General features: G+C 70.6%; 26 protein-coding genes. 20 read left to right on the forward strand and 6 right to left on the reverse strand.

The genetic code is table 11. The features are described 5' to 3' along the window. The first annotated feature begins 77 nt into the window (after nucleotides 1–77). From ABZ135_RS32450 to ABZ135_RS32535, 18 genes are all read left to right on the forward strand, one after another. A complete protein-coding gene (locus ABZ135_RS32450) occupies nucleotides 78–668 on the forward strand; it encodes a hypothetical protein (protein ID WP_356700878.1) in 591 nt (196 codons plus the stop codon). Nucleotides 669–691: 23 nt separating this feature from the next. Further along, nucleotides 692–1,450: a hypothetical protein gene (locus ABZ135_RS32455; RefSeq protein ID WP_356700879.1), complete on the forward strand. Its 759-nt coding sequence runs from the start codon at nucleotides 692–694 to the stop codon at nucleotides 1,448–1,450. 16 nt (nucleotides 1,451–1,466) lie between these two features. Beyond that, nucleotides 1,467–1,874, forward strand: coding sequence for a hypothetical protein (locus ABZ135_RS32460; protein ID WP_356700881.1), 408 nt, complete (start codon nucleotides 1,467–1,469; stop codon nucleotides 1,872–1,874). Between the two features lie 278 nt (nucleotides 1,875–2,152). Continuing rightward, nucleotides 2,153–2,536 carry a hypothetical protein gene (locus ABZ135_RS32465; protein ID WP_356700883.1) on the forward strand — a complete coding sequence of 128 codons (384 nt, stop codon included), beginning with the start codon at nucleotides 2,153–2,155 and terminating at the stop codon, nucleotides 2,534–2,536. Continuing rightward, nucleotides 2,533–3,333, forward strand: a complete 801-nt coding sequence (locus ABZ135_RS32470) for a DUF317 domain-containing protein (RefSeq protein WP_356700885.1) — start codon at nucleotides 2,533–2,535, stop codon at nucleotides 3,331–3,333. Before ABZ135_RS32465 ends, ABZ135_RS32470 begins: the two co-directional genes overlap by 4 nt. A 29-nt stretch (nucleotides 3,334–3,362) precedes the next feature. Beyond that, a complete protein-coding gene (locus tag ABZ135_RS32475) occupies nucleotides 3,363–3,719 on the forward strand; it encodes a hypothetical protein (RefSeq protein WP_356700887.1) in 357 nt (118 codons plus the stop codon). Further along, a complete protein-coding gene (locus tag ABZ135_RS32480; protein ID WP_356700889.1) occupies nucleotides 3,716–4,534 on the forward strand; it encodes a DUF317 domain-containing protein in 819 nt (272 codons plus the stop codon). Before ABZ135_RS32475 ends, ABZ135_RS32480 begins: the two co-directional genes overlap by 4 nt. A 6-nt stretch (nucleotides 4,535–4,540) precedes the next feature. After that, nucleotides 4,541–5,134, forward strand: coding sequence for a hypothetical protein (locus ABZ135_RS32485; protein WP_356700891.1), 594 nt, complete (start codon nucleotides 4,541–4,543; stop codon nucleotides 5,132–5,134). After that, nucleotides 5,131–5,883: a DUF317 domain-containing protein gene (locus ABZ135_RS32490; protein WP_356700893.1), complete on the forward strand. Its 753-nt coding sequence runs from the start codon at nucleotides 5,131–5,133 to the stop codon at nucleotides 5,881–5,883. The genes ABZ135_RS32485 and ABZ135_RS32490 overlap by 4 nt, the downstream gene beginning before the upstream one ends. Nucleotides 5,884–5,929: 46 nt before the next feature. Then, nucleotides 5,930–7,723, forward strand: a complete 1,794-nt coding sequence (locus ABZ135_RS32495) for a TraM recognition domain-containing protein (RefSeq protein ID WP_356700895.1) — start codon at nucleotides 5,930–5,932, stop codon at nucleotides 7,721–7,723. Then, the gene (locus tag ABZ135_RS32500; protein WP_356700897.1) at nucleotides 7,720–8,697 is read left to right on the forward strand and encodes an alpha/beta hydrolase; all 978 of its coding nucleotides are present in this window, start codon (nucleotides 7,720–7,722) and stop codon (nucleotides 8,695–8,697) included. Before ABZ135_RS32495 ends, ABZ135_RS32500 begins: the two co-directional genes overlap by 4 nt. Continuing rightward, nucleotides 8,633–9,187: a hypothetical protein gene (locus ABZ135_RS32505; RefSeq protein WP_356700948.1), complete on the forward strand. Its 555-nt coding sequence runs from the start codon at nucleotides 8,633–8,635 to the stop codon at nucleotides 9,185–9,187. The genes ABZ135_RS32500 and ABZ135_RS32505 overlap by 65 nt, the downstream gene beginning before the upstream one ends. Nucleotides 9,188–9,242: 55 nt before the next feature. Next, a complete protein-coding gene (locus ABZ135_RS32510; protein WP_356700950.1) occupies nucleotides 9,243–9,722 on the forward strand; it encodes a hypothetical protein in 480 nt (159 codons plus the stop codon). A gap of 101 nt (nucleotides 9,723–9,823) precedes the next feature. Continuing rightward, nucleotides 9,824–10,687, forward strand: coding sequence for a hypothetical protein (locus ABZ135_RS32515; protein ID WP_356700944.1), 864 nt, complete (start codon nucleotides 9,824–9,826; stop codon nucleotides 10,685–10,687). After that, entirely contained in the window at nucleotides 10,684–11,955 is a 1,272-nt protein-coding gene (locus ABZ135_RS32520; RefSeq protein ID WP_356700899.1) for a DNA cytosine methyltransferase, read from the forward strand. Before ABZ135_RS32515 ends, ABZ135_RS32520 begins: the two co-directional genes overlap by 4 nt. Then, a complete protein-coding gene (locus tag ABZ135_RS32525) occupies nucleotides 11,955–13,103 on the forward strand; it encodes a DnaB-like helicase N-terminal domain-containing protein (protein WP_356700901.1) in 1,149 nt (382 codons plus the stop codon). Before ABZ135_RS32520 ends, ABZ135_RS32525 begins: the two co-directional genes overlap by 1 nt. 77 nt (nucleotides 13,104–13,180) lie before the next feature. Continuing rightward, on the forward strand, nucleotides 13,181–14,326 hold the full coding sequence (locus ABZ135_RS32530; protein ID WP_356700903.1) for a DUF317 domain-containing protein: 1,146 nt from the start codon (nucleotides 13,181–13,183) through the stop codon (nucleotides 14,324–14,326). A 937-nt stretch (nucleotides 14,327–15,263) separates the two neighbouring features. After that, the gene (locus ABZ135_RS32535) at nucleotides 15,264–16,088 is read left to right on the forward strand and encodes a sugar nucleotide-binding protein (protein WP_356700905.1); all 825 of its coding nucleotides are present in this window, start codon (nucleotides 15,264–15,266) and stop codon (nucleotides 16,086–16,088) included. Between the two features lie 67 nt (nucleotides 16,089–16,155). Here ABZ135_RS32535 and ABZ135_RS32540 read toward each other — a convergent pair whose 3' ends face one another. The 5 genes from ABZ135_RS32540 to ABZ135_RS32560 all read right to left on the reverse strand — a co-directional run bounded on the left by ABZ135_RS32540 (nucleotide 16,156) and on the right by ABZ135_RS32560 (nucleotide 21,715). Continuing rightward, nucleotides 16,156–16,491 carry a nucleoside triphosphate pyrophosphohydrolase gene (locus ABZ135_RS32540; RefSeq protein ID WP_356700907.1) on the reverse strand — a complete coding sequence of 112 codons (336 nt, stop codon included), beginning with the start codon at nucleotides 16,489–16,491 and terminating at the stop codon, nucleotides 16,156–16,158. A 439-nt stretch (nucleotides 16,492–16,930) separates the two neighbouring features. Next, nucleotides 16,931–17,827, reverse strand: coding sequence for a DUF5655 domain-containing protein (locus ABZ135_RS32545; RefSeq protein WP_356700909.1), 897 nt, complete (start codon nucleotides 17,825–17,827; stop codon nucleotides 16,931–16,933). A 1,046-nt stretch (nucleotides 17,828–18,873) separates the two neighbouring features. Continuing rightward, nucleotides 18,874–20,118, reverse strand: coding sequence for an MFS transporter (locus ABZ135_RS32550; RefSeq protein WP_356700910.1), 1,245 nt, complete (start codon nucleotides 20,116–20,118; stop codon nucleotides 18,874–18,876). Nucleotides 20,119–20,123: 5 nt separating this feature from the next. Further along, on the reverse strand, nucleotides 20,124–21,482 hold the full coding sequence (locus tag ABZ135_RS32555; RefSeq protein WP_356700912.1) for an FAD-dependent oxidoreductase: 1,359 nt from the start codon (nucleotides 21,480–21,482) through the stop codon (nucleotides 20,124–20,126). A gap of 59 nt (nucleotides 21,483–21,541) precedes the next feature. Then, nucleotides 21,542–21,715, reverse strand: a complete 174-nt coding sequence (locus tag ABZ135_RS32560; RefSeq protein ID WP_356700914.1) for a hypothetical protein — start codon at nucleotides 21,713–21,715, stop codon at nucleotides 21,542–21,544. Nucleotides 21,716–21,800: 85 nt separating this feature from the next. Between ABZ135_RS32560 and ABZ135_RS32565 the strand changes: the two genes are divergently transcribed. Beyond that, complete coding sequence (locus ABZ135_RS32565) at nucleotides 21,801–22,169, forward strand: metalloregulator ArsR/SmtB family transcription factor (RefSeq protein ID WP_356700916.1); 369 nt, start codon at nucleotides 21,801–21,803, stop codon at nucleotides 22,167–22,169. Nucleotides 22,170–22,191: 22 nt separating this feature from the next. Here the strand turns inward: ABZ135_RS32565 and ABZ135_RS32570 are convergent, their stop codons facing one another. Then, nucleotides 22,192–22,488 carry a metalloregulator ArsR/SmtB family transcription factor gene (locus ABZ135_RS32570; RefSeq protein WP_356700917.1) on the reverse strand — a complete coding sequence of 99 codons (297 nt, stop codon included), beginning with the start codon at nucleotides 22,486–22,488 and terminating at the stop codon, nucleotides 22,192–22,194. 47 nt (nucleotides 22,489–22,535) lie between these two features. Here ABZ135_RS32570 and ABZ135_RS32575 point away from each other — a divergent pair, with 47 nt between their 5' ends. After that, nucleotides 22,536–23,576 carry an NAD(P)/FAD-dependent oxidoreductase gene (locus ABZ135_RS32575; RefSeq protein WP_356700919.1) on the forward strand — a complete coding sequence of 347 codons (1,041 nt, stop codon included), beginning with the start codon at nucleotides 22,536–22,538 and terminating at the stop codon, nucleotides 23,574–23,576. The last annotated feature ends 41 nt before the right edge of the window (nucleotides 23,577–23,617 follow it).

A 23,617-nucleotide genomic window follows, 5' to 3' on the forward strand; every position in this document is an offset into this window, starting at 1 on the left:
GGCCCTCCGCCGCGACCCTCACTCCGACGAACTCCTCGCTCTCGGCCGGGACATTACGGCGCACAGCATCCTCCAGCGTGGCCGGCTTCGTCTCCGTTGTCTGTCTCCTCGAGATCTACCACCACGCCCCTACCGGCCTGGCCGAGCGAGATGAGAGCCGCCTCGCCACCACAGCCGTCGCCCGACTGCGTGCCGCCGGGTACCACGTCGACTGCCACGAGGACTTCGACACCGACTCCTGCCCCGCCAGATACCTGCCGCTGGGCTCCTCCGTGGCACACATCGCCGAGCGGATCCGGGAAGCCGTCACCAGAGAAGAAGCGGCCGACGCCGTGACCGAGCTGACCGCCGACCGCGACGGCATCCTCGCCGCCCTGCACGAAGTCCTCACCGCCACCGCCGACTTCCACGACAGGCGCAGCCAAGCGTCCGCCCCCTACACCTCCCGGCCGCTGCGCTACCTCGCCGACGAGCTCCGCGTCATCAACGACCTCGCACACACCTGCAACGCGCTCGCCGACCGGCACGCCCCTCGCCCCGGACACAACACCTGCACCCAAGAGGTCCCCGCCACCGAACGCGAACGCTCCGCCGTGTGCGCCTGCCCGCCCGCGCTACGCACGCTGCCGGCCCCGCCGCCCCCGGTCGCCGCCGGCCTGCGCCGCTGACCCTCACCTCGCCCAAGGACACCATGCACGACCACGACACCTCCGAGCGCCTCGCCTCGTACGCCGACGTCCTCGCCGGCGAACTCCCCGACACGTGGACCAGCTCCTACCTCCCGCCGGACGCCAAGGACGATCTCGCCGAACTCTCCGAGCGCATCTGGGACCTGGACCTGGTCGCCGACTCCCTCGCCGAGCGCCCGCTGCGGCAGGCAGCCGTCCTGAGCCGCACGGACGGCGCCCAGCTCGTCCTCCTCGAGCGGCACGACGACCGCCACGGATTCCTCGTCGCCGCCGTCGCCCCCCGCGCCCTGCCCGACGAGGCGTACCGAGCCGTCCCCGAGCCCAACGGTATCGCCCTGGCCGACGACCCGTTCCTGAGCGCCGAGCAGGTCGCCGGCGACCTGCTCCTCCGCTACGACAGCGCCCTCGCCCAGGTCCGGCACAACGCCCTGGGCGGTATCCAGCCCTCCCAGCCGGACCGTCTCGTCCTGACCTGGCAGCAGGACGGCAGCATCGCCACCGCCCCTGTCGACGACAAGGCTGGCACCGTTCTCGAAGCGAACGGCTTCATCCAGGACCCGCAGAGCGGCATCTACCGCCTCGGCGCAGATGACACCCGTCGGCAGGCCCGCGCCCTGCGCGCGATCGGACCGCAGCTCGATGCCCTCGGCATCGGCACGGCGCTCCAGCACCCGGCAGGCCGGACTGCGCCCACTTCGGCCCCGGCACCCGCTACACCCGCCCCGGCCGGCGCCCGGACGCCGACCACCCGCACCCGTTGACGCAGAAGAGAGGCCCATGGGCAACCTGGCCGATGAATACGGCACGGACGTGGAGTTCTACGTCAAGCCGTTGACCACCACGATCCACGCTGACACCCCCACTGGCGCCCCCGCAGCGCTCCACGACCTGCTGGACCAACTCGGCCTGCAGCGCCACGAGTACCCCGCCGGCGCGCCCCTCTACATCTGGCACACCGTGCCCGAACAGCTCGACGCCCACGAGCAGAGGTGTCTGGCGACGCGCGCCATCCCTGTCCTCCGCCTCGCCGGGTACAAGGTCGACTGCACTCCCGAGGTCTTCGACGAGGCCACCTTCCGGCAGGCCGCACACGAGGTCCGTGCCCGCACGGCCCACCCCTCGGTGCAGAACCCGGCACCGGCCCCTTCCTCTTCGCGCCCCGCACCGGCCCGGCGCACCCCGTAAGACCGTTCGGGCGGCCCCGGCACCCGGCCGGGGCCGCCCACCCCGCATCGCTCGACTCCCGGAGAAACCCGTAGCACCCCGCACCCCCGCACGGATCACGTCCCTGCTCAAGCCCCGGCTCGCGTCGGCCCTGTTCCGCCGCTACCTGCGCGCCTGCATCCCGACCGGCCCCAACCAGATCTCCCCGCTGACCCGCGCCCACCCGGAGGCGATCCTCGCCGAGGCCCAGCGCGTCGGCCACCGCCACCACCACTGACCGTCCACCGACCCGGAGGAGCATGTCCCACCCCGCCCCCTATCCAGTGCGGCTGGCCGACGAGATCGCCCGGCAGCTCGGCCTGCTGACCGCCCACCTCGCCCAGCTCCCGCCTCACGAAGCGGTGCAGGTCATCGCTCACGTCCTCGACCCGGACCACGGACTGCTCGACGGCGTCACCGGCCTCATGTCCGTCAGCAGCACGTTCGCGAAGACGCAGGCCGAGCGGGGCGCGCTGCCGGCCGAGGTGTGGCTCGCCCTCGGCCGGGCCACCAACGACCTCGACGCCATCGGCGGTGACTTGGACGAACACCGAGCCGCCCTCCGGCGCGTCGGAACCCAGCCCTCCACCACAGCGGCGATGCCCCCGGCTCCCGCCCCGCTCGTCATCCGGCGGCACCGATGAAGAGGACGTGGCAGGGCTGGGGGCCGGATGAACAGGCCGAGCAGCACTACCTCGTCCACCCTCGTGGCCTCGCCGGCGGCGGCGACGTCCGGCACATCTCCGAATTCCTGCGCGCCTCGGGATGGCGAGACCACTCCAAGACCGGCGGCCCCCTGGCCATGGAGAGCCCGGACCGCACCATCCGCATCGCGTACGACCCCTACGTCCTTCCCGGCGGATGGACCATCCGCGGCGCCGCGACCCGCCACAGCAACGAGTGGTCGGCACATCTGGGCCGGCAAACCCCGGTGGAGATCGTCGCCGGCCTCACCGATGCCCTCACCCGTCCGCGCTCCGCGCACGCTCCCAACGTCTGGGCGCCGCTGCAGGAGCAGAACTGGCACACGCGTTTCGAGGGCGAGCACTACACCGCGACCAGCCCGGACGGCACCGCGTGGATGCAGTACCACCAGAGCCCCGACGGCGAGGCGATGTGGTGGACCGGAGCGAAGGACAGCCAGGGCAACGGCTGGACCGCGAACTTCTCGCCGAGCACGCCGATGCACCTGGTGCAAGCCTTCTCGACCGAACTCGCCAACCCCGACCCCGTCATGCGTCCGCGCGGACGCGTGCCGCTGAGCGCACAAATCCGCACCTGGTCGGTCTCCGTCAAACCTTCCCAGCTCAGCGCGTGGCAGCAGGCCCGGATCACGGCAGCCCGCGCCACCGCCTGGGCCCGCAACTCCGTCCGAAGCCCCCACACCCGCCCCACCACCCGGCCGCACGCCCACACAGGCGGCGCCCGCGCCCACCACTGACCCGATGGTCTCTTACCCCGAGGAGCCCCTTGCCCGCACCGACCCTTGACGACATCCGCAACGCCACCGAGACCCTGTCGCGGCTCACCGAGTACCTGCGTGGCAACCCCGACCCGGCCGAAGCACTCACCCTCACCGAGCCACTCCTCGACGAGTACACCGGCGTCCCCATCCAGCTCGGCGACACCCTGCGCGCCCTCGCCCGCGCCCTACAGGACCACCCCGGCAGGCCGCGCAACCCCGAAGTCCGTCTCCTGATCGCCGAGCTGCGCACCGCGGCGTGGGAGCAGACCGACCAGCACGCCCTCCACTTCGTCCTCGACGACCTCCGCACCCTGTACGCGAAGACTGCGCCACCGGCGCAGGGGTGTAGCCCGTGCCGGTGAGCGAAGGGCAGCTCGCTGCCTTCGCCGACAAGCACGCCTGGCGGATCCCGTTCGACACCAGCCCTCGTCACCTCGCCGGCGCCGGTGACGCCTGGCACGTCACGCACGGCCTGGCCGCCGTCGGCTGGACCCGCACGTCCGACCCGCTCAGCGCGGAGATCGTCCTGACGAGCCCCGACCGCCGGCACTCCCTCCAGTTCGACCCGCAGTCCGCCACCTCCGCATGGTGGCGGCTGCGGGTCGAGCCCACGGACACCGAGCCGGGCTGGTACGCCGAATTCGGCGAGCTCGTCCCCGCCGAGATCCTCGGCAGCCTCACCGACGCCCTCGTCGTAGCGCCGCCCGCCCAGCGACCGGACCTCTTCCCCATGCTGGAGTCGGCGGGCTGGCTGTTCGACGCGCCGAACGCGGCTCGATCGCCCGACGCCATGTGCCACGTCGAACAGCGGGCCGACCCGGGCGACGGCGCCGCGGCGTACTGGCACGTCGAGACCTGCGAGCCGGGATACGGCACGCCGATGGGGCGCCGAATCTGGCACGCATGGTTCGACGGCCGTACGCCCAAGCACCTGGTGAACGCCTTCATCACGGCGCTCGCCGACCCGACCCCGCTCCAGCGAGGCATGTACGACCGCACCGCCCTCCACTCCGTCGTGCAGAAGCCGAGCCCGCTCACCCCGCAGCAGGTCGTCGACGCCCACACCCGCCGACTCGACACCATCCGCGCGCAAGCCCGAGCAACCGCACGCCGCCGCCCACCGGCCACGACATCCCCGGCGAAGGCAAACACAGCCCGCCCGTCCGTTCGCCGCTGACCCCGATTGGACACCCTGCCCATTTCCCCCACGCCCACCGTCCACCGCGAATTCGTCAACCACCTCGACCGCTTCGTGCGCGAGAGCGAGCAGACCCTCGCCGCCTGGGACGCGTACTCCGAGGACCACACCGACCTCGACGGCTGGCCTTACGACGAGGACGCCTACGGACTGCGCAAGAGCCGGCGCGACGCCGACACCGCCGAGGCGTTCGAAGCCGTCCGCGCCGGTGCCCGTCATCTGCTTGCCACCGCCGAAACACAGCTCACCGCCCTGCCCGCCGGCACCGTGCAGAACCGCTGGGTCTGGCAGATCGGCACTCTCCACAACGCCCTCGAACGCCTGGAGTCCCTGCACGCCGAATGGCTGCAGACCCGCGACAGCCTGCCCGCCAACGCCCGGCCGGGCGCCGACCTCTACGAGGACGCGCTCGCCGACTACCACGCGGAGGCGTGGAGCTACCTCGACGACTGGGCCACCCACGGCCGCGTCATCCTCGACATCAACGCCGCCGCCCTCAAGGCGCCGCCACGGATTCTGAGCGCCCTACGGGTCCCGGGGGCAGCGGCAGCCCGGCACCGGGCGGGGAGGCCCGGGTGAGCATCAAGGTCGAGCAAGCGCTCATCTCACCCCGCTACCTCGCCGGCCCCGGAGACCCGTCCTGGGTCACCGCCGCCCTGCACGAGGGTTCCGGATGGAGTCACGGCCACGACCCGCTCATGCCCCGGGTCATCCTGACCAGCCCGGACCAGAAGACGCTGCTCCGCCTACAGCCCGATCTGAACGAGCCGTGGTGGCACCTCTCCCACCGCGACGGTCGCACCGGATCCGTCTGGAACGCCTCCTTCGGGGGCGGCACACCCGTCGAGCTGATCGCCGGGGTCACTGACGCCGTCACCGACCCCGACTACCACGCACGGAAGGCCGCCGACCCGTACCAGCCGCTGCGGCGTGCCGGGTGGGACGCCGTCCCCAACGGGGAGTTCCGCTCGCCAGACGGGCGCGTGAGGGGTGAACGCTTCAACTTCTCCGGCAGTCGCAACTGGCGTGTCACGGCCTCCCTCGACGAGGACGATCCCGTGTGGAAAGCCTGGTTCGACAGTGCCACGCCCCCAGCCGTCGTGACCGCGTTCATGCAGGCCCTCGCCGATCCAGAGCCGGTGCGCCGCTCCCACGAGCAGACCATCGGCCTCAGCCGCCGCCGGATCACCCTGCACTGGCAGGAGTGGTCGGCCGAGAGCGTCACCCGGGCGCTGCCCGAGCGGATCGAGCGCCTCGCCGCCCGCCGCGCCAGCGCTCCGCCGCCCGCGCCGCCCGTGCTGCCGCCAGCGCCCCGCCGCACCCGCTGACCCTCCCTCGCCCGCCGAGGCCCACAACCGTTCAAGGAACCGCCGCTTGCCCCCTGCTCCCTCCTCCAGTTCCGACGGCTACGACATAGCCCTGAAGATCCTCCTCGGCGCCCTCGCCATCGGCCTCCCCCTCGCCTCGATCGCTTGGCTGGGCGGCAACCTGACCGCCTGGGCGGCCGGCACTGGGCCCTGGGTGCCGTACCGGCCCGGCGACGCGCTGCTCCACCCCGAACAGCTCTGGCCCCAGGCCGGAGAAACGTCCCTGCTCATCAGTACGCGGATCGTCCCCGTCCTGCTGACGCTGCTCCTCGCCGCCAGCGCCAGCATCCTGTTCTTCCGCTACAAGAACCGCACCGGGGGCCGAAAGAACAAGGTCGACGGGATGGCGAAGGCCCGCGACATCGAGCCGCTCCTCGCCAAGTCGATCGAGGCCAAGGCCCGCTCCTTGCGACCGAGCCTGAAGGACGCCAAGCACATCGCGCCAGCCGACACCGGCATCCTCCTCGGGAACCTCACCGGAACCCACCACGAAGTACGGATGGGATTCGAGGACGTGGCCGTCGCGATCATGGCCCCGCGGTCCGGCAAGACCACCTCCCTCGCCATCCCCTCCATCCTCGCCGCGCCGGGCCCAGTGCTGCTCACCTCGAACAAGGCCGCCGGCGACGCCTATACGACCACCCTCGACGCCCGAGCGGACGTGGGGCAGGTCTGGTCCATGGATCCGCAGCAAATCGCGCACGCCGCACGCGAGATGTGGTGGAACCCGTTGGCGGACGCCAAGACCCTGGACGGCGCCGGGCGGTTGGCCGGCCACTTCCTCGCCGCCTCCGTGGACGCGAGCCAGCAGGGCGACTTCTGGTCCAAGGCCGGCAGCAACATCCTCTCGCAGCTCTTTCTCGCCGCCGCCCTCGACGACCGGCCGATCACGGACGTCATGCAGTGGCTCGCGTTCCCCGCGGACCGCACCCCGCTCGACATCCTCCGCGACCACGGCTTCGCCGCCGTCGCCGCGCAGCTCAAGGGCACGGTCGAAGGCCCGCCCGAGACACGGGACGGCATCTACGAGACGGCCCGCCAGTATGCCGCCGCCCTGCTGAACAGCGGAATCGCCGCGTGGGTCACCCCGCAGAAGGACGTCCCCGAGTTCCGGCCCGCCGAGTTCGTCACCTCCACCGACACCCTCTACCTGCTGTCGAAGGACGGCGGCGGCGGAGCCTCAGCGCTGATCGCCGCGTGCGCGGACTCGGTGATGCGGGCAGCGACCGCGCAGGCCGAGCGTGCCGGCGGTCGCCTCGATCCACCGATGCTCGCGATCCTCGACGAGGCCGCGAACGTGTGCAAGATCAGCGATCTCCCGGATCTGTACTCGCACCTCGGCAGCCGGGGAATCATCCCGATCACCATCCTCCAGTCCTACCGCCAGGGCCAGAAAGTCTGGGGAGACGCGGGCATGGACGCCATGTGGTCCGCCTCGACCGTAAAGGTCATCGGCTCCGGGATCGACGATCCGGACTTCGCCGACAAGCTCTCCCGGCTCATCGGCGACCACGACGTCGAGACCACCTCCACCTCGACCTCCGAGTCCGGCAAGTCGACCTCCGTGTCCATGCGGCAGGAGCGAATCCTGCCCGCCGACGCGATCCGCGCCCTGCCCAAGGGCACCGCTCTGTGCTTCGCCACGGGCATGCGCGCCGCCATGCTCGACTTGCGCCCTTGGTACCTGGAGCCCGGCGCCGCCGAACTCACCGCCGCCTCCAAGCGGGCCTCCGACGGCATCACCAAGCGAGCCGTCGCCAAGCACACACCCCGGCAGGCCGACTTCGGGACCGCAGCATGAGAGCGATACGACTCCCTGACGGTGCCCAGCTCGCCACCTATGTCGACGGACCTGCGCAAGCACCCGTCACAGCGGTCCTCGTGCACGGCCTCTCGGTCACCGCCGCCCTGTGGCGCTCACACGCACCGCTCCTTGCCAGTGAAGGGATGCGCGTCGTGCGCTACGACCAGCGCGCGCACGGCTACTCCACCCGCGGCACCGCCCCGCTGAGCCTCAACCAGCTGGCCGACGACCTCGCCCTGGTCCTAGAGACGGCAGCGCCACGGGGACCACTCGTCCTCGCCGGCCACTCCATGGGTTCGATGACGCTCATGCGCTTGGTCGCGCGCCACCCAGCCCTCGTGCCCCGTATCCACGGGCTGGTGCTGATCTCGCCCCCGCACGGCGGCATCAGCACCCGCACGGGCACCGGTCCGGCCCAGTCCTTCCTCACGCTGGGCCGCAACCTTCTCGCGTCCGCGTGCACGCACGCGCCACACCTGCTCGACACGGTCAGGCGGCGCCTTCCCACCAACAACCGGTGGGCCCTCCATACGCACGCAAGGCCAGCGTCCGGTGTGCTGCCGTTGCCGTGCCGGAAGGGCCTACACGCCATGGTGACCGGCGATATCGCCGCCCTGTGGCACGACCTCGCCAGCCAGCAGCCTGACCCCCATCCACTGCAGCAGCTCGGCGAACGGGTCCACCTTCTGGCCGGAAGCCTCGACGCCCACATCCCGCCCGAGCAGACCAGTCGTCTTGCCGTCTGTCTGCCCGAAGCTCAGCTGGAGACCGTCGCGGGCGCCACCCACGCACTGCCGCTGCGCCACGCACAGCTGGTCACCGAGCGAATCTCCCGCTGCACCTCCCCATCGTTCCCCGCTGACCGATCACCCGGAGCCACACCACCCCATGCCTCCGCTGAACCTCGTGGAAAAGGCAGAACAACTCCGCCAACTGGCACACGAGTTCCAGGCCCTCCATGCACGCGTTAGGGACGTCTCCTACACCCCCGGAACCGACGCGCTACGCCGGATCAGCCCGCTTCTGCTCACGGTCCAGGACCTGATGGCCACCGCCCTCGTCCGCCTGGGCGCGCTCGACGGCAGCGCGTACGCCGGCATCGCCGGGAGCCGCGCCAGCCTGGAGTGCCTGGCCTCGGTCGTGGTCGCTTCCTCCCTGGCCAGCAACGACCTCGCCAGCGCGCTGTACGCCAACCCGTACGAAGGCGCGCCGTTCGCCGGCTACTCGGCAGACGACGAAACTGTACGCACTGCTCGCCACGCCGAGGCCATACCGCGTATGACCGGCCACCTCGCGTATGCCGCCCAGCAGCTCGACCTGAGCGCGACCGGGTGCCACTACGTCGCCACCGGCATCACCCGCGACCTCGCCGCCGCACAAGAGCAAGCGAAGCCTGCTATGCGGACGACCAGCCCCACCACAGCCCCCTCAGCGTCCCGCACTCCTCCCGTACGGCGTTGAGGCGGCCCCAGCCACAAGCCGGGGCACTGACCTTCTCTCCCGCCGAGGACACCTCTTGCACCCCTTTCACCTGTTTGCCCTCCAGCTCGCCGACCATCTACCCGGCACCTGGACGGCCCTCCACCGTCAGTACACCCGCGGCGCCGACCAGTTCGATGACACCTGCCGCGTGTGGACGCCGCTGGACGCCCGGCCGCCCATCGCCTTCCGCAGCCACGGAGCCACCCTGCGGCGGGACGACGGCCTGGAGCTCTACCTCGTCGAGCACCGGCGAGGCCGGGTCCTGTTCTGCCCTGTGATCCCCCACGGGCTGCACGAGGACATCACCGACCGCATCCCCGCGCCACCGACCGTCGCCGGCCCTCTCGATCCGGCCCGCGCCGCCTGGCGGATCACCGACCGCGTCCTGCCCCACTACACCGCTGCGGTCACGAGCGCCCGCGAAGCCACCTCCGCCCTCGCCGCCCGGCGCTCCTCCGCCCCCGCGCTTCTCCCCGTCCCGCAGCCGGACGTCTCCCGAACCCGCACCCGCTGACCCGGCCTCCTCCCCCTCCACGCACCGCAAAAGGATTTCCCATTCACCCCTCCCCCCAGTTCCGCGCACTTTCTCTCGGCGCCGGCGTCCAGTCCAGCACCCTGCTCGCCCTGTCCGCCGAAGGCATCCTCCCGAAAATCGGCTACGCGATTTTCGCCGACACCGGATGGGAGCCCAAATCCGTCTATGACCATCTCGACCGCCTCGAACGCGAAATAGCCAAGCCCGCCGGTATACCTATCCTCCGGGTTTCCTCCGGAAATATCCGAAACGACGCCCTGAACCCAAACCACCGTTTCGCGTCCATGCCCCTCTACATCCTTAACACGGACGGGCGCCCTGGGATGACCCGACGCCAGTGCACCGGGGAGTACAAGGTCAAGCCCATCAAGAAGAAGATCCGCGACCTTCTCGGCTATCCGTATCCGACGCGGGTACCAAAGGGAGTGTTCGTCGAGCAGTGGATCGGCATATCCACCGACGAATTCCACCGCGCCAAGGACGCCGACGTGCAGTACATGCAGAACCGGCATCCGCTGATCGACATGGGCTGGTCGCGTTCCGACTGCATTCGTTATCTCACCTCGCTCAATCTGGCCGAAACCCCGAAATCGAGCTGCCTGGGCTGCCCTTTCCACGGAAATGCCCAGTGGCGACACATCCGCGACAACTCCCCTGCCGAGTGGGAGGACGTCGTGGAATTCGACGCGGCCATCCGCAAGGGCAACGCCCGCGCCAACGCCAGCGGCAACCGGCTACTGGGCGAAGCGTTCCTGCACCGCTCCCGCGTTCCCCTCGGCCGAGCCCCGATCGACCACGTCACCGCCGCCGAGTGGGCAGCCCTCCAGCAAGAGCTCGCCGACGAGAACGAGTTGGAGCGGGGTGTCGAGGACGGCTGCTCCCCCTGGGCGTGCCGCGGGGATGCGGACGCGCCGACGCAGGAGGACTTCGGGCTGGCCACGTGATACTCGACCTCTTCGCGGGGCCGGGTGGCTGGAGCAGGGCGCTGAGTGTCTTCGGCGTGCGTGACGTGGGGCTGGAGTGGGACGAGTGGGCTTGCAGGACCCGTGCTGCCGCTGGGCAGTTGACGATCCGAACCGACGTGGCGATGTATCCGACGTGGTCCTTCCTCGGTCGGACGCGCGGGCTGATCGCCTCTCCGCCATGTCAGGCGTGGAGCATGGCCGGCAAGCGCCTTGGCCTGGTGGACCAGCCGCTGGTGCATGCGGCAGTCGAGGACCTCGCCGCCGGACGCGACACGCGGCAGCGCCTCCTCCTTGCCTGCCGGGACGAGCGTTCCCTTCTCGCGGCCGAGCCGATGCGCTACCTCCACGCTCTGAACACGGTCGGCGAGCCCGAGTGGGTCGCCATGGAGGAGGTGCCGGACGTCCTGCCGCTGTGGAAGCAGTACGCGGCGATCCTGCGCGGCTGGGGGTTCTCGGTCTGGTACGGGATCCTCAACGCTGCCGACTTCGGCGTTCCCCAGACGCGAAAGCGGGCGATCCTGCTCGCCTCCCGAGTCCGCGCGGCACAGCCTCCCACGCCGACACACGCCCGCGTCGCCGAGCCCGAATCGCTGTTCGGCCCGGGACGAGCCCGCTGGGTGAGCATGGCCGAGGCCCTGGGGTGGGGCGCGACCGACCGGCCCGTCCCCACCGTCTGTGCCGGGGGCGGCCCCGGCGGCGGGCCAGAGCCGTTCCCTTCGGGCTCCCGCAAAACGCTCTCCGACGCCCGGGAGCGGGGCACCTGGATGCCGCGACCGGACGGAGTGGTCCTGCAGTCCCGCCGCGAAGGCGCGGGATGGGCGGCGCGGCACGGCACCCGTGAGAACCGTTCTGCCACAGCCCCGGCGCCGACGTTCACCGCCGCGGCGCATCGCTGGTCCTGGTCCCTGCGCAGCAACAACCAGGCCAACGCCACCATACGGCCGCTGTCCGAGCCGGCCGGGACGCTGTTCTTCGGACATCGGGCCAATGAGTGCACGTGGGTCGCCGAACCGGTCCCGGCGTCGGCGCAGGACGGGGACGCACCAGCGGTGCCGGAGCCGATCCGGATCACTGCTCGCGAGGCTGGCCTCCTGCAGACCTTCCCCGGCGACTACCCGTGGGCGGGGAACAAGGGCCAGCAGTTCTCGCAGATCGGCAACGCGGTTCCGCCCTTGCTCGCCGGCCACCTTCTCGCCCCACACCTCGGGGTGACCCTCGACCCCAACGACTTCGCCCTGGCCGCTTGATGCCCCACAGCCCAGAACCCGACGAGGACGATCTCGATGCGATCCCGGCGCCGCACCCGGTGTTCCACGTCGAGCAGGCCCTCCTCGGTGCGCTCCTCTTCGATCCGCGACGTCTCGGCGACGTGACCGGGATCTCCGCCGACTCGTTCTCCACCGCCGCCCACGCCGCCCTGTTCACCGCGATCAACGCCCTGCCGCCACCCGACCCAGTCGAGCACACGAAGAACACCAAGTGGCTCAACCAGGTGCTCGCTGCGGGCCGGGAACAGGCACGCGGCCTGACCGCCTCCTACCTGCACACCCTCATCCAGGTCTGCCCCTGGCCCCGGCACGCGCCGGCCTACGCACGGATGGTCGAGGCCGAACACGCCCGCCGCCGTCTACGGGCCGCCGCCGAACACCTCGTCCAAACGGTCCACGACGCCTCCCTCCCGCACCCCGTCCAGACGGTGCTCGCCGAGGCCGACGCGCTCGCCGCGGTCGTGGACGACATCGCCTCACGCTTCCCACCGCGCGCCGGCGTCCTGCCCCGCACCCCGGCGTCCCCGCCGGCCACCGTGCCCGACTACGCCGAAGCGGTGGAGGAGGAGCAGTTGCTGCTCGCCACCGCCACCGCCCACCCCGCCGACATCGACTCCGTACGGTGGCTGATACCCGAGGACTTCACCCAGCCCCTGCACGCCGGCCTGTGGCAATGCCTCACCACCCTCATGCGCCGCCACGAGCCCGTCGACCCCGTCACCGTCCTGTGGGAAGCCCAGCAGCGCGGGCTACTGCACGACGGGCGCGAGCCGGGCGACGTGCTCTGTCTGCTCGCCGAGCCCGCCGGCTCCGTCGAGCACTGGAGCCAACGCGCCCTCAAGCGCTCACTCCTGGCCGCCGCTGACCGCTCCGCCCGCCGCATCGCGGCGTACACCGACGACCCGACGAACACACCGTTCCAGCTCGTCGCTGGTGCCCGCCGGGGCCTCGCCGACATCGGCGCCATCCGCACCCGCTGGCAGCACGCCACCGGGCGCCCGCTTCCCCAGCGACCGCAGGCCACACCCACCACGCGCGCCGGCCCCTCGATCCGCCGCGCCCCCGCCGCCTCACAACCGCCTGCGCGCCCCGCCGCCGTACGGGCCGCCGTCGGCCGAACCCCTTAACCCCCCAAGGACCTCCGATGCACGCCCCCGCCGACGCCCATATCCGCTTCACTCTGCACCCGGACCATCCTCCTGCCGTGGTCGCCACGACATCCGGTCCGACCAGCGACGCCGCCCGCTCCCACCTGTACGACCTCGGCTTCCGCAACACCGGCCCGACCACGATGGTCCTGGCCCGCATCGACCGAGAGGAGCCCTACTACACCGCCAAGGCCGCCGAACAGCTCCGGCAGTACGGCTTCGCCACCGAGACCGACCCCGCTCTCCAGGAGGAGATCGACACCGAGTGGACCTGGGCGAACTACCCCATGCCCTGGTGCACCCGCGACGAGATTCGCGGGGTGGGCGCCGAGGCCCAGCGCATCCACGACGACATCGCCGAAGGCCGACTGGTCATCCACCTGCACGCCGACGACGGGCACACCACCGTGGCCTGCGGCAGCTACACGACAGGCGTGCGCCGACACGTGCACCTGCACGGCGAGAACCACCTGCGGCAAAGCACCGACACCGCGTTCGACACCGAAGCGGAGGCCGTCGCCGAGTTCCACCGGCTCTACTCCGTTGCCGTCCGCCCCGGCCCCGCCCCGCTCACCGACCTCGAACAGGCCGTCCGCCAGCTCCTCGCGGGCAAGTCTCCGGCCACCACCGAGCAGACCTCCGCGCCCGCGGTCGAGCCGCCGGTCGCGGAGCCCGGCGAACATGAGGCGTTCCTCGCGGCCCTGTTCGCCGAGGAGCGCCGGTGGGAGAAGTACCGGCCCTTCGACGAGACGACCATCGCATCCCACGAGTCCCTCACCGTGCGGGCCGAGTTCGACCACGAAGCACGCCACCGCACCGACGTCGCCTGGACCATCGCCGAATACGACGGGCCCGTCGGCGAACGCCTCTGGCACGCCACCCTCACCGCCGGCACCCCCGTCCCCCTCATCCGCGCGATACTCCAGTACCTCGATGCCCCGCCCCTCACCGCCGCCGACCACCCGGACGACGTCCTCCACAGCGCTACCTGGCACCCGGCGAGCCACCCCGCACGCACCACCTGGGCCGCACCGGACCGGACCGTGGTCTTCGAGTCCACACCTCACGCCGTAGCGGACCGATGGATGCTGTACGGCGGGGAAGACCTCGACCGAGCGGCCTGGACCATCCGTCTCTCCGTCGGCGTTCCCCACACTCTCCTGGCCCAGCTCGCCAGCACAGCCGCCGACCTCTCTCCGTGACCCACACGGCGGAGCCCGAGGCCGCTCCCGGCACCCGCCCCCCGGCTCCCCGCAGCCGCGCCGCCCCAGCGCACCCGCAGCCGGTAGCCGGTCCACCGGCCCGAACGACGCCGACGCTTGGCAGGTGCCTCACCGGCTCTGACCTGCACGGATGTGGCGCCAGGGCGCCCAAGACGGTCCGGCGAGCTAGATTTCGGGAAGCGCGAAAGCTAGATTAGGAGCGACGCTAAAAACTTGACGCACAACCCAAATACGCGGCAACTTATTAGCGTCAGACCATCCGCAACAAAATAACGGCGAAGATTACGGCGCCAAACTTTTGGTGCGGGGAAGATTAGCAATGTTGCTCGCGGCACAGATTAATAGTTTCGCCGCCGCAAAAGTTGGGGCCGACGCGGACGAGAGCGTGCGCGCCGGCCCCTCCCGGACGGCCGTCCGGGACCGGCTACGACCCGGTCCCGGACGGTCTACTTCGTCAAGATGACCAGCAGCATCACGCCGCTGGCCAGCGCAGACGCCACGTGCGCCACGATCGCGCAGATGGCCGTCAACCTGGGAAGCCCCTTCGGGGGACTACCTCCTGACGAACGTTCGGGTTCCTGCCGCGACGGACCACACATGCGATCCACCTTCCCGCCAGGGGCACGCCGGTTGCGTGCTCCGGACAGGACAGCTCGGCACGCCGAACCGCCCGTGCAGAGCACGAGCCAAGGCACCCCAGCGAGGAACGGGCGACAGGACACCAAGATAGCCTTTCTTGAACCCTCCGCGCGACCTTCGAGATAACACCCGGAAAAGACAGGCTCGGCATGCGTACTCGATGCGTACGCACGCGCCAGAACGCCAGTCGACTTCCGCTCGCGTTGCCTATCGCTTTCAAGATGCATTGCCCTGCGCGGCTGCCCAGTCGAGCCGGACTGCACTACCGTGTAGCGGCATGACGGTGCTGATCATCGGGGCAAGTGGGTTCCTCGGGACGGAGCTGGTCCGGCAGGCGAGCGCCGCAGGCCGGACCCCGGTCGCCACGTTCAACTCCCGCCCCGGTGACCCCGCCAGCGCCACGTGGCACCACCTGGACCTCCGCGATGCAGTTCACATCGACGCGATCCTCGACGCCGCTGCCCCCAGCACGGTGATCAACGCATCCAGCGGCGATGCCGACTGGGCGGTCACCGCCGACGGCCCCGTCCGTCTCGCCGTGGCGGCGGCAAGCAGAGGGATCCGCCTGGTGCACGTCTCCAGCGACGCGATCTTCTCCGGGGCCGACGCGCACTACGACGAGACTGCACTCCCCGATCCCGTCACCCCCTACGGGGCCGCGAAGGCCGCCGCCGAGACCGCGGTGCGCCTCCTCCACCCCTTCCCTGTCATCGTCCGCACCTCGCTGATCATTGGCGACGGCGAGTCCGCGCACGAACACCTCGTCCACGAGCTCGTCGCCGGAACGCGAGAAGGAGCGCTGTTCACGGACGACGTCCGCTGCCCCGTCCACGTCATGGACCTGGCAGCCGCGCTCTGGGAACTTGCTCTCTCCGACGCAGTCGGCGTGTTCCACCTGGCCGGCCCCGACGCCGTCAGCCGCTACGCCCTCGGCGAGCTCGTCGCCCGCCGGGACGGACTCGATCCCGCCCTTCTGCCCTCCGGTCGCCGGGCTGACAGCAACCGGCCCGGAGCCCTCGACGTGCGCCTCGACAGCCGCGCTACGCAGCAACGGCTGAGCACCCGGCTCCGCGGAGTACGAGAGTTCCTGCGGAAGGAGTGACGAGAGATGGTCAGCCCTCGTCGGCTCCATGACCGCATGCTGGGCGTGGGCAGCCTGCTTATTCGGGTCAACGGTTACCCGTCCAGACGATCCGCCCGGCGAAACCTCCCCGCTCGCCCGCCTTCTCGGCGCGAATGGCCTCCAGCCGCTCGGGGCTGATACCGAGGTCGGTAGCGAGCGCCAACAGCACCTCCGCCACGTCCGCGAGCTCGTCGGGCGCCGACACGTCGTCCGCCTCCAGGAACTCCGCGACCTCCTCGCGCAACTTCTCCCGCAGCCGAGCCCGATACTCCTCGGGGCCCGCGACGTAGGTGACCGGCTCAGCCCCGTCGTTCCGGATGATCTGTGGGATTCGGTCCCGCACCAGCTTGCCGACCCCGGGGGTCGTCTCGCTGTCCGACATAGGTCTTCCTCCGCTCGTTGGGTGGGGCGGCACTTCCCCTGTGGAGGGGAAGTAACGCACGCCGCCGGCCGTGTTGTTCCACGCCACCCTCGACCGCCCGCCCCACGGCACACGCGGAGGCGCCAGCCGTCTGCGGAGGAAGTCGGTGTCAGGCGTGGCGTGCTGAGCGTGGGGGACGTTCCGACCCATGACGCTGCGTTCGGTGGATCTGTGCAAAGAGCCGGTGGAACGCGTACTGGACGGACGATGCTCGCCTTACGGGATCAGCCGTACGGGCATCGGCGCAGGGGAACATAGCTTGGGATCGCCGGTTGGCCAAACCGGCGATCCCACGGATCATTGATGCTCCACCGCCACGCCTTGCCCGTCCGTCGAAAGGCATCTCCCGACGACCACAGACCACCCGCGAAGCACGCACAGCCGAGAGGTCGGCAGGCGATCACGCCGCCGCGTAGCTCGCCCGGAAAAGTTCCTGCGCCCGCTCCACGTCCCTCAGCGTACGGAGCTGCACCTCCAGATCACCCGTCCCGTGATGGCCGAGACCGGAGACATCGCGGGTAAAGCCCGGCACAAGATCGACGCCCTTCGGGTCGACCTTCAGGTAGACCAGGAGCTTGCTCCGCTGCGGCGGACAGACGCAGGCGAAGTTCCGCAGTCGCTGGTACGCGCGGTACTGCTTGCGCTCCACCCGGTTCACGCCGTCCCCGAGCCCGAGCAGCGCCTCGTCGACCGCGCTCGCCAGCTCCGCCAACGCCGCGCCCCGGACGTCGGCCGCCGCCCGGGCGACCGCCTGTCGGCGCGCCCTGCGAGCCGCCGGCATGCCCCCGCTGACGGATGCCACGGTCTCAAGCCCCAGCAGGTCGCTGCCGAAGAGTCGGTAGCGGACCAGATCGATCGAGCGCCGGTGCTCGCGGACGGCGTGCACGTCGTAGCGGGTGAAGTCGCCGGCGATACAGATCAGGCGCGGGCCGCTCCACAGCACCTGGGACGCGGCCGTGACCCCGAGCCGGTCGCGGACCAGGTGCTCGAACTCGGCTCGGTGATCCACCAACCAGCTGAGATAGAACAGCCCCTGGTTGATGACGCCCGCGTCAACCCCGCGCTTGTACTCGACGATGACCGGAGACCCGTTCTCGTCCAGCCCGAGCGAGTCGATCCGGCCTCCGTGGACCGGCCCCGTGCTGTACTCGCTCGCCAGGAAACGGACGCCCAGCAGCGTCTCTATATGGGCCTCGACGAGACCCTGTACATCTGCCTCGACATCGGCAAGACGCGGCGTGACCTCAGTCACGCCGCTATTCGTCGTGTTCGTGCGAAACAGCCTCAGGCCCGACACCTTCCCCTCCTCGTTAGGAGATCAACAACGTCAGACGTCTGCGGATTTGTTTCCGCAGGGCCCGTCGGCGCCGTGAAGAAGGTGTGAGGGCGTGCAGGTCAGGATCTCTTGCGTCTTCTGACAGGGAGCCGGTCCCGCGATCCAGCACGGAGTCCGAGCGGCATCCCAGCACGATCCCAGCACGGTAGGGGTGAGCAGGGGTGACGAGGGGTGACGAGGGGTCAGGTCTCCCAGCACCATCCCAGCACGGGAAAAAACCAGGGGCCCGACCCCGGAGAGTCGGACCCCTTCTGACCTGCATGTTTGCCAGATCAGCGATGTGGTGGTACGTCACCCACTACACATTGAAGCGGAATTCCACCACGAAGAGCCTATCTTCGGGCGCTGGAGCCCCTACTGCCCTCGAGAGGACGTCCGCTCGCCAGCCGCCTCGACATGACGGACGTCATACCCAGGAGGCGATGGAGCGGGCCAACCAACCGCGCGGCAGTGAGCCTCATCGCCCCGCTGCGGGGGGGGGAACTCCATACGCACGCGTGCCCCGGCCGACACCTCCGGACCGCGCATGACACTTCTTCAGGAAATGCGCCGCTCGTGCATCAGATATCGTACCAACGCATGTGACGTACGTATCGCGCACTCAGAGGAACTGCAGGTCAGCGGCCCTTCCCATCAGGCTCAATTACCGCGTCGCAGTCCACCTGGTGGGTTACAAGAATCAGATCTATAGAGAACAGGTCGAAGGAAAAAGCAGGTCAACGGCGTGCGCCGCGCAAATCGGACTAGGATCAATGTGCATTGTGGGCGCTACGTGCGCTCTCCAGACGCGTGAACAGGGCACCAGAGCACCGCACCTGCCGCGAGGCGGCTGCCCGGACACAAGTACGCATCGGCGCCACCGCCCTCGCCGAGCCCGGCCGCCCCGTAGTCCTCACGCCCGACGCCGAGGACATCTGGATAATCACAACAGATCATCGTCGTCTGACCGCTGAGAAGGTCTGATGCACGGTGCCACACCATGTATCGACCGGGGCGACGCCGGTGAGTCAGCGACCGACTCGACCGGTTGACGTGCCTCGTTGACGCGGTGCCCTGTCCGCGAACAGAACGACGCACGCGGCGACGGCAGACAGTCCTGCGAGTACGCCAAACAGGGCGTCGTACCCGCCGAGCGGGCCGGCGAGGGCTGCCCCGGCCCAGGGGGCGAGGGCGGCGGCGAGGTGGGCGGGGGCGCCGAGGAGTGCGGAGAGGTGGCCGTAGTGGGTGGTGCCCCAGCGGTCGGTGACGGCGGTGGCCTGGAGGAGGGTGAGGTTGCCGCGTACGACTCCGGCGAGGACCGCGAGGAGGACGAGGAGCGGGATCGGCCCGGGAACGACGGCCAGCAGAGTTGTGGTCGCCCCGCCGAGGGCGATCAGGACTGTGGTGCGCGTGGTGACCGATGTTCTGGAGGCGAGGCCGGCGTAGAGGGTGCGACCCAGGGTCTGGCCGGCTCCGCCGAGGCCGAGGGCCCATGCGGCGGCCGTGGTGCTCGTGCCGCGTTCCTGGAGGAGGGGGACGAGGCCGATGACGACCGCGTACACGGCGAAGCCGGAGAGGGTGAAGGCGACGGCCAGGAGCACGAAGGGACGACTGCGGGCGATCGGGGTGCCGTCGTTTGACGCCGGTGGCGCGGGTGGTGCCGGCGGCCAGGGCGCGCGCAGGGCGAGGGCGTGGGCTGGGATCGTGACGGCGGCGAGGATCACGGCGAGGACGGCGTACGTGGCACGCCAGCTGAGGTGTTCGGCGAGGAGGGCGGTGAGCGGGGCGAAGACGGTGCTCGCGAGGCCGCCGGCGAGGGTGACGATGGTCAGGGCGCGGATGCGGTCGGCGCCCCACCAGCGGGTGAGGGCGGCGAAGGCGGGCTGATAGAAGGTGGCGGCCATGGCGACACCGGCCGCTGTCCAGGCGGCGAAGAACACGGGGAGGTTCGGGGCCGCGGCCACGGCGAGGACAGCCAGGACGGCCAGAACCGAACCGCCGGTCATCACGAGGTGGGGGCCTCGCCGGTCCAGCATCCTGCCGATAGGGATGCCGGCCACTGCCGAGACGAGCAGGGCGAGGGAGAAGGCGGCCGTCGCGGCGCTGGTGGACCAGCCGGTGTCGGCGGTGATGCGGGAGAGCAGGACGGGGAACGCGTAATAGACGATTCCCCAGCTGGTGATCTGGGTGGCGCAGAGAGCGGGGAGTACGCCGCGGGGCCGCGACCGGTCCCCCGTTCCGGTCGCGGCCACGTCGGCCTGGATATCGGGCACGGTGGTCAGCAGCCGCCGGAGGGGGCGGGGGCTCCGATGCCGATGGTGAGGGTGCTGGGAGTGGCGCAGCAGCCGCCGCCGTCGGCCGGGGTCGCCTCGGGCTCGTCGAAGAGGCCGGCGCCGCCGCAGACACCCGTCTCGGGGAGGGTGAGTTCGACGCGCTCGGCGGCTTCCTGGTCACCGGCCAGGGCGGCGGCGATGGAACGGACCTGCTCGTAACCGGTCATGGCCAGGAACGTCGGGGCGCGTCCGTAGGACTTCATGCCGACGAGGTAGACGTCCTTCTCCGGGTGGGAGAGCTCGTTGACGCCGTGGGGGTAGACGGTGCCGCAGGAGTGCTGGTTGGGGTCGATCAGCGGGGCCAGTTCGAGCGGGGCCTGGAGGCGCTCGTCGAGGCCGAGGCGGAGCTCGGAGAGGAAAGAGAGGTCCGGGCGCAGGCCGGTGAGGACGATGACCTCGTCGACCGGGTCGAGTCGGCGGCCGTCGTCGCCGACGAGGACGACCTGCTCTCCGTCGCGCTCGATCGCGTCCGTGCGGAAGCCGGTGACGGCGTCCGCGTGGCCCTGGTCGACGGCGGCCTTGGCGGCGAGGCCGAGGGCGCCGCGGGCGGGGAGCTGGTCGGCGGTGCCGCCGCCGAAGGTGGAGCCGGAGATGCCGCGCCGCAGGATCCAGACGGCGTGGGTGCCGGTGCCGTCGTCGGACTTCGCGAGGTCGGCGAGGGAAGCGAGGGCGGTGAAGGCGGAGGCGCCGGAGCCGATGACGGCGGTGCGCTTCCCGGCGTAACGGGCCCGTACAGCAGGGTTCTTGAGGTCGGGAATGCGGTACGAGATGCGGGCGGAGGCCGCCTTCTCGCCGAGGGCGGGGAGGCCGTTGCCGCCGATGGGACTCGGGGTGGGCCAGGTGCCGGAGGCGTCGATGACCGCTTGGGCCAGGAGCCGCTGCTCCGAACCGTCGGCCAGCTCGATCTGGACGGTGAAGGGCTGGGCCTCGCGGTCGGCGTCGACGATGCGGTCGCGGCCGACGCGGGAGACTCCGGTGACGGTGGTGCCGTAGCGGACCTTGTCGCCGAGGACATCGGCGAGCGGCTGGAGGTACCGCTCGGCCCAGTCCGCGCCGGACGGGTACGTCGCGCCGTCCGGCTTCACCCAGCCGGTGGGCGCGAGAAGCTTCTCGGCGGCCGGGTCCACGACCTCGGACCAGGTGGAGAACAGCCGCACGTGCCCCCACTCGCGGACCGCACTGCCGGCGGCGGGCCCCGCCTCCAGGACGAGCGGCTCGATGCCACGCTCGACGAGGTGGGCGGCGGCGGCGAGACCGGCCGGGCCGGCACCGATGACGACGACGGGAAGCTGCTGCTCGGACATGACGGGTGTTCTCCTCAACGCGGGGTGGTGTCAGGGCGGTCGGGGTGGAGCAGGTCGGCTCAGTGGGGGCCGAAGGTGAGGACCGAAGTCTGTACGCGCCGGCGGTGGGCCTCGGCACGGCAGGGGCTGTCGCAGATCTCGGCGCGGCCGTCCTGGAAGCTGACGTCGGCGAGCTGTCGGGCCGCGCGGCGAACGCGGGCGGCGTGGAGAGCGCTGCGCACACTGGTGATCACGACGGAACCCCCTGTTTTGATGCTTGTCGATATCCTTCGATGACTGGAGCTTGCCACCTGAATCGACAGCTGTCAACATAGACATATGTCGAACTCATTGGTGGAGCTTCCGGTCGTCCAGGCCGAGCAGGTGACTCCGTGCTGCCCGCCGATCACCTCGGCCGAGCTGTCGCAGGCGGACGCGGAGAAGATGGCCGTGATGTTCAAGGCCCTCGCCGACCCGGTGCGGCTGCGGCTGTTCTCGAAGGTCGCCTCGCATCCGGCCGGGGAGGCGTGTGTCTGCGACATCGCCGACGTGGGCGTCTCGCAGCCCACCGTCTCCCATCACCTGAAGAAGTTGCGCGAGGCCGGCCTGCTGGCTTCGGAGCGGCGCGGCACCTGGGTCTATTACCGGGTGGAACCGTCCGTGATCGCCGCGATGTCCGCGCTGCTCGACAACCCGAACCCGCGCTGACCGGCCGGACCCCTGCGGCCCGTCAGTCTCCGCAGCCGGGCGGGCAGCATCGCGCCAGGTAGTCCTTGAGCTCGTCGAGGCGGCTCGCCATCGTGGCGCCGTCGGCGCGGTAGTAGACCTGCTTCCCCTCCTTGCGGGAGAGGACCAGGCCGCCGCGGCGGAGCAGGCTGAGATGCTCCGACGCGGTCGACGGCTTGAGCCCACAGCGTTCGGCGATCTCCCCGACCGTCAATTCGATCCCTCCGGTGAACTGCTGCATCACCTTCTGGCGTGTCTCGCTGGCCAGCGCCTTGAGGAAGTCGGCTGTCGCCGCGTCCATCATTTCGTCACTTCCCGAAATAACGATCATAAGGAGCCCAGAGTCTCATGAATCATGCCGACCTCGTCATCATCGGCGCCGGCCAGTCCGGTCTCGCCACCGCCGCCCTCGCACCCCGCCACGGCTTCACCCGCACCCTGGTCCTGGAAGCCGCCGACCAGCCCGGCGGCACCTGGCCGCTCCACTACGACAGCCTCACCCTGTTCTCCCCGGCCCGGTACTCGGCCCTGCCCGGAATGCGCTTCCCCGGCAACCCCGATCGCCACCCCACCCGGGACGAGGTCGTGGACTACCTGCGCGCGTACGCCGGCCATGTCCCCGCGGAGATCCGGACTTCGACGACGGTCGCCTCGGTGCGGCCCATAGCAGGCGCCTGGAGCGTGTGCACTGCCGATGGTGAGGAGTGGACCGCGTCCACGGTCATCGCCGCGACTGGCGACTACGGCCATCCGTACGTACCGGAGATTCCCGGGAGCGCAGACTTCGACGGCGATCTCCTGCACGCCGCCGGCTACCGCAGCCCTCACGCATTCGCCGGCCGACGTGTACTGGTCGTGGGTGGCGGCAACTCCGCGATCCAGATCGCCGCCGAACTGGGCGCGGTCGCCGATACGACGCTCGCCACTCGCCGCCCCATCGGATGGATGGCGCAGCGCCCGCTGGGACGCGACCTGCACTGGTGGCTCAGGCACACCGGCCTCGACGTCGCACCGATCAGGCGGCTGCTGATGAAGGCACCCATCTCCGTGCTCGACGACGGCACCTACCGCGCAGCCCTCGAACGGCACGGGGTCGACCGGCGCGAGATGTTCAGCCGCTTCACGACGGACGGGGTGGTCTGGGCGGACGGCTCGAAGGAGGCCGTGGATGCCGTGGTGCTCGCCACGGGCTACCGCCCCACCTTCCCCTACCTCAAGGAGAGCGGCGTGCTGGACACCGCGGGGCAGCCGCTGCACCGCGGTGGCGTCGCCACCACGGCGCCGGGCTTCGGCTTCGTCGGAATGGAGTTCCAGCGCAACTTCTCCTCCAAGACCCTCCGGGGCGTCGGCCGCGACGCCGGCCACGTGCTCAGCCGCCTACGCGGCTGACCGCCGACCACCGTTCTCCATCGACGGGTTGTCCACTATCG

This window comes from Streptomyces sp. NPDC006339 (assembly GCF_040612775.1).
Classification (GTDB): Bacteria; Actinomycetota; Actinomycetes; order Streptomycetales; family Streptomycetaceae; genus Streptomyces.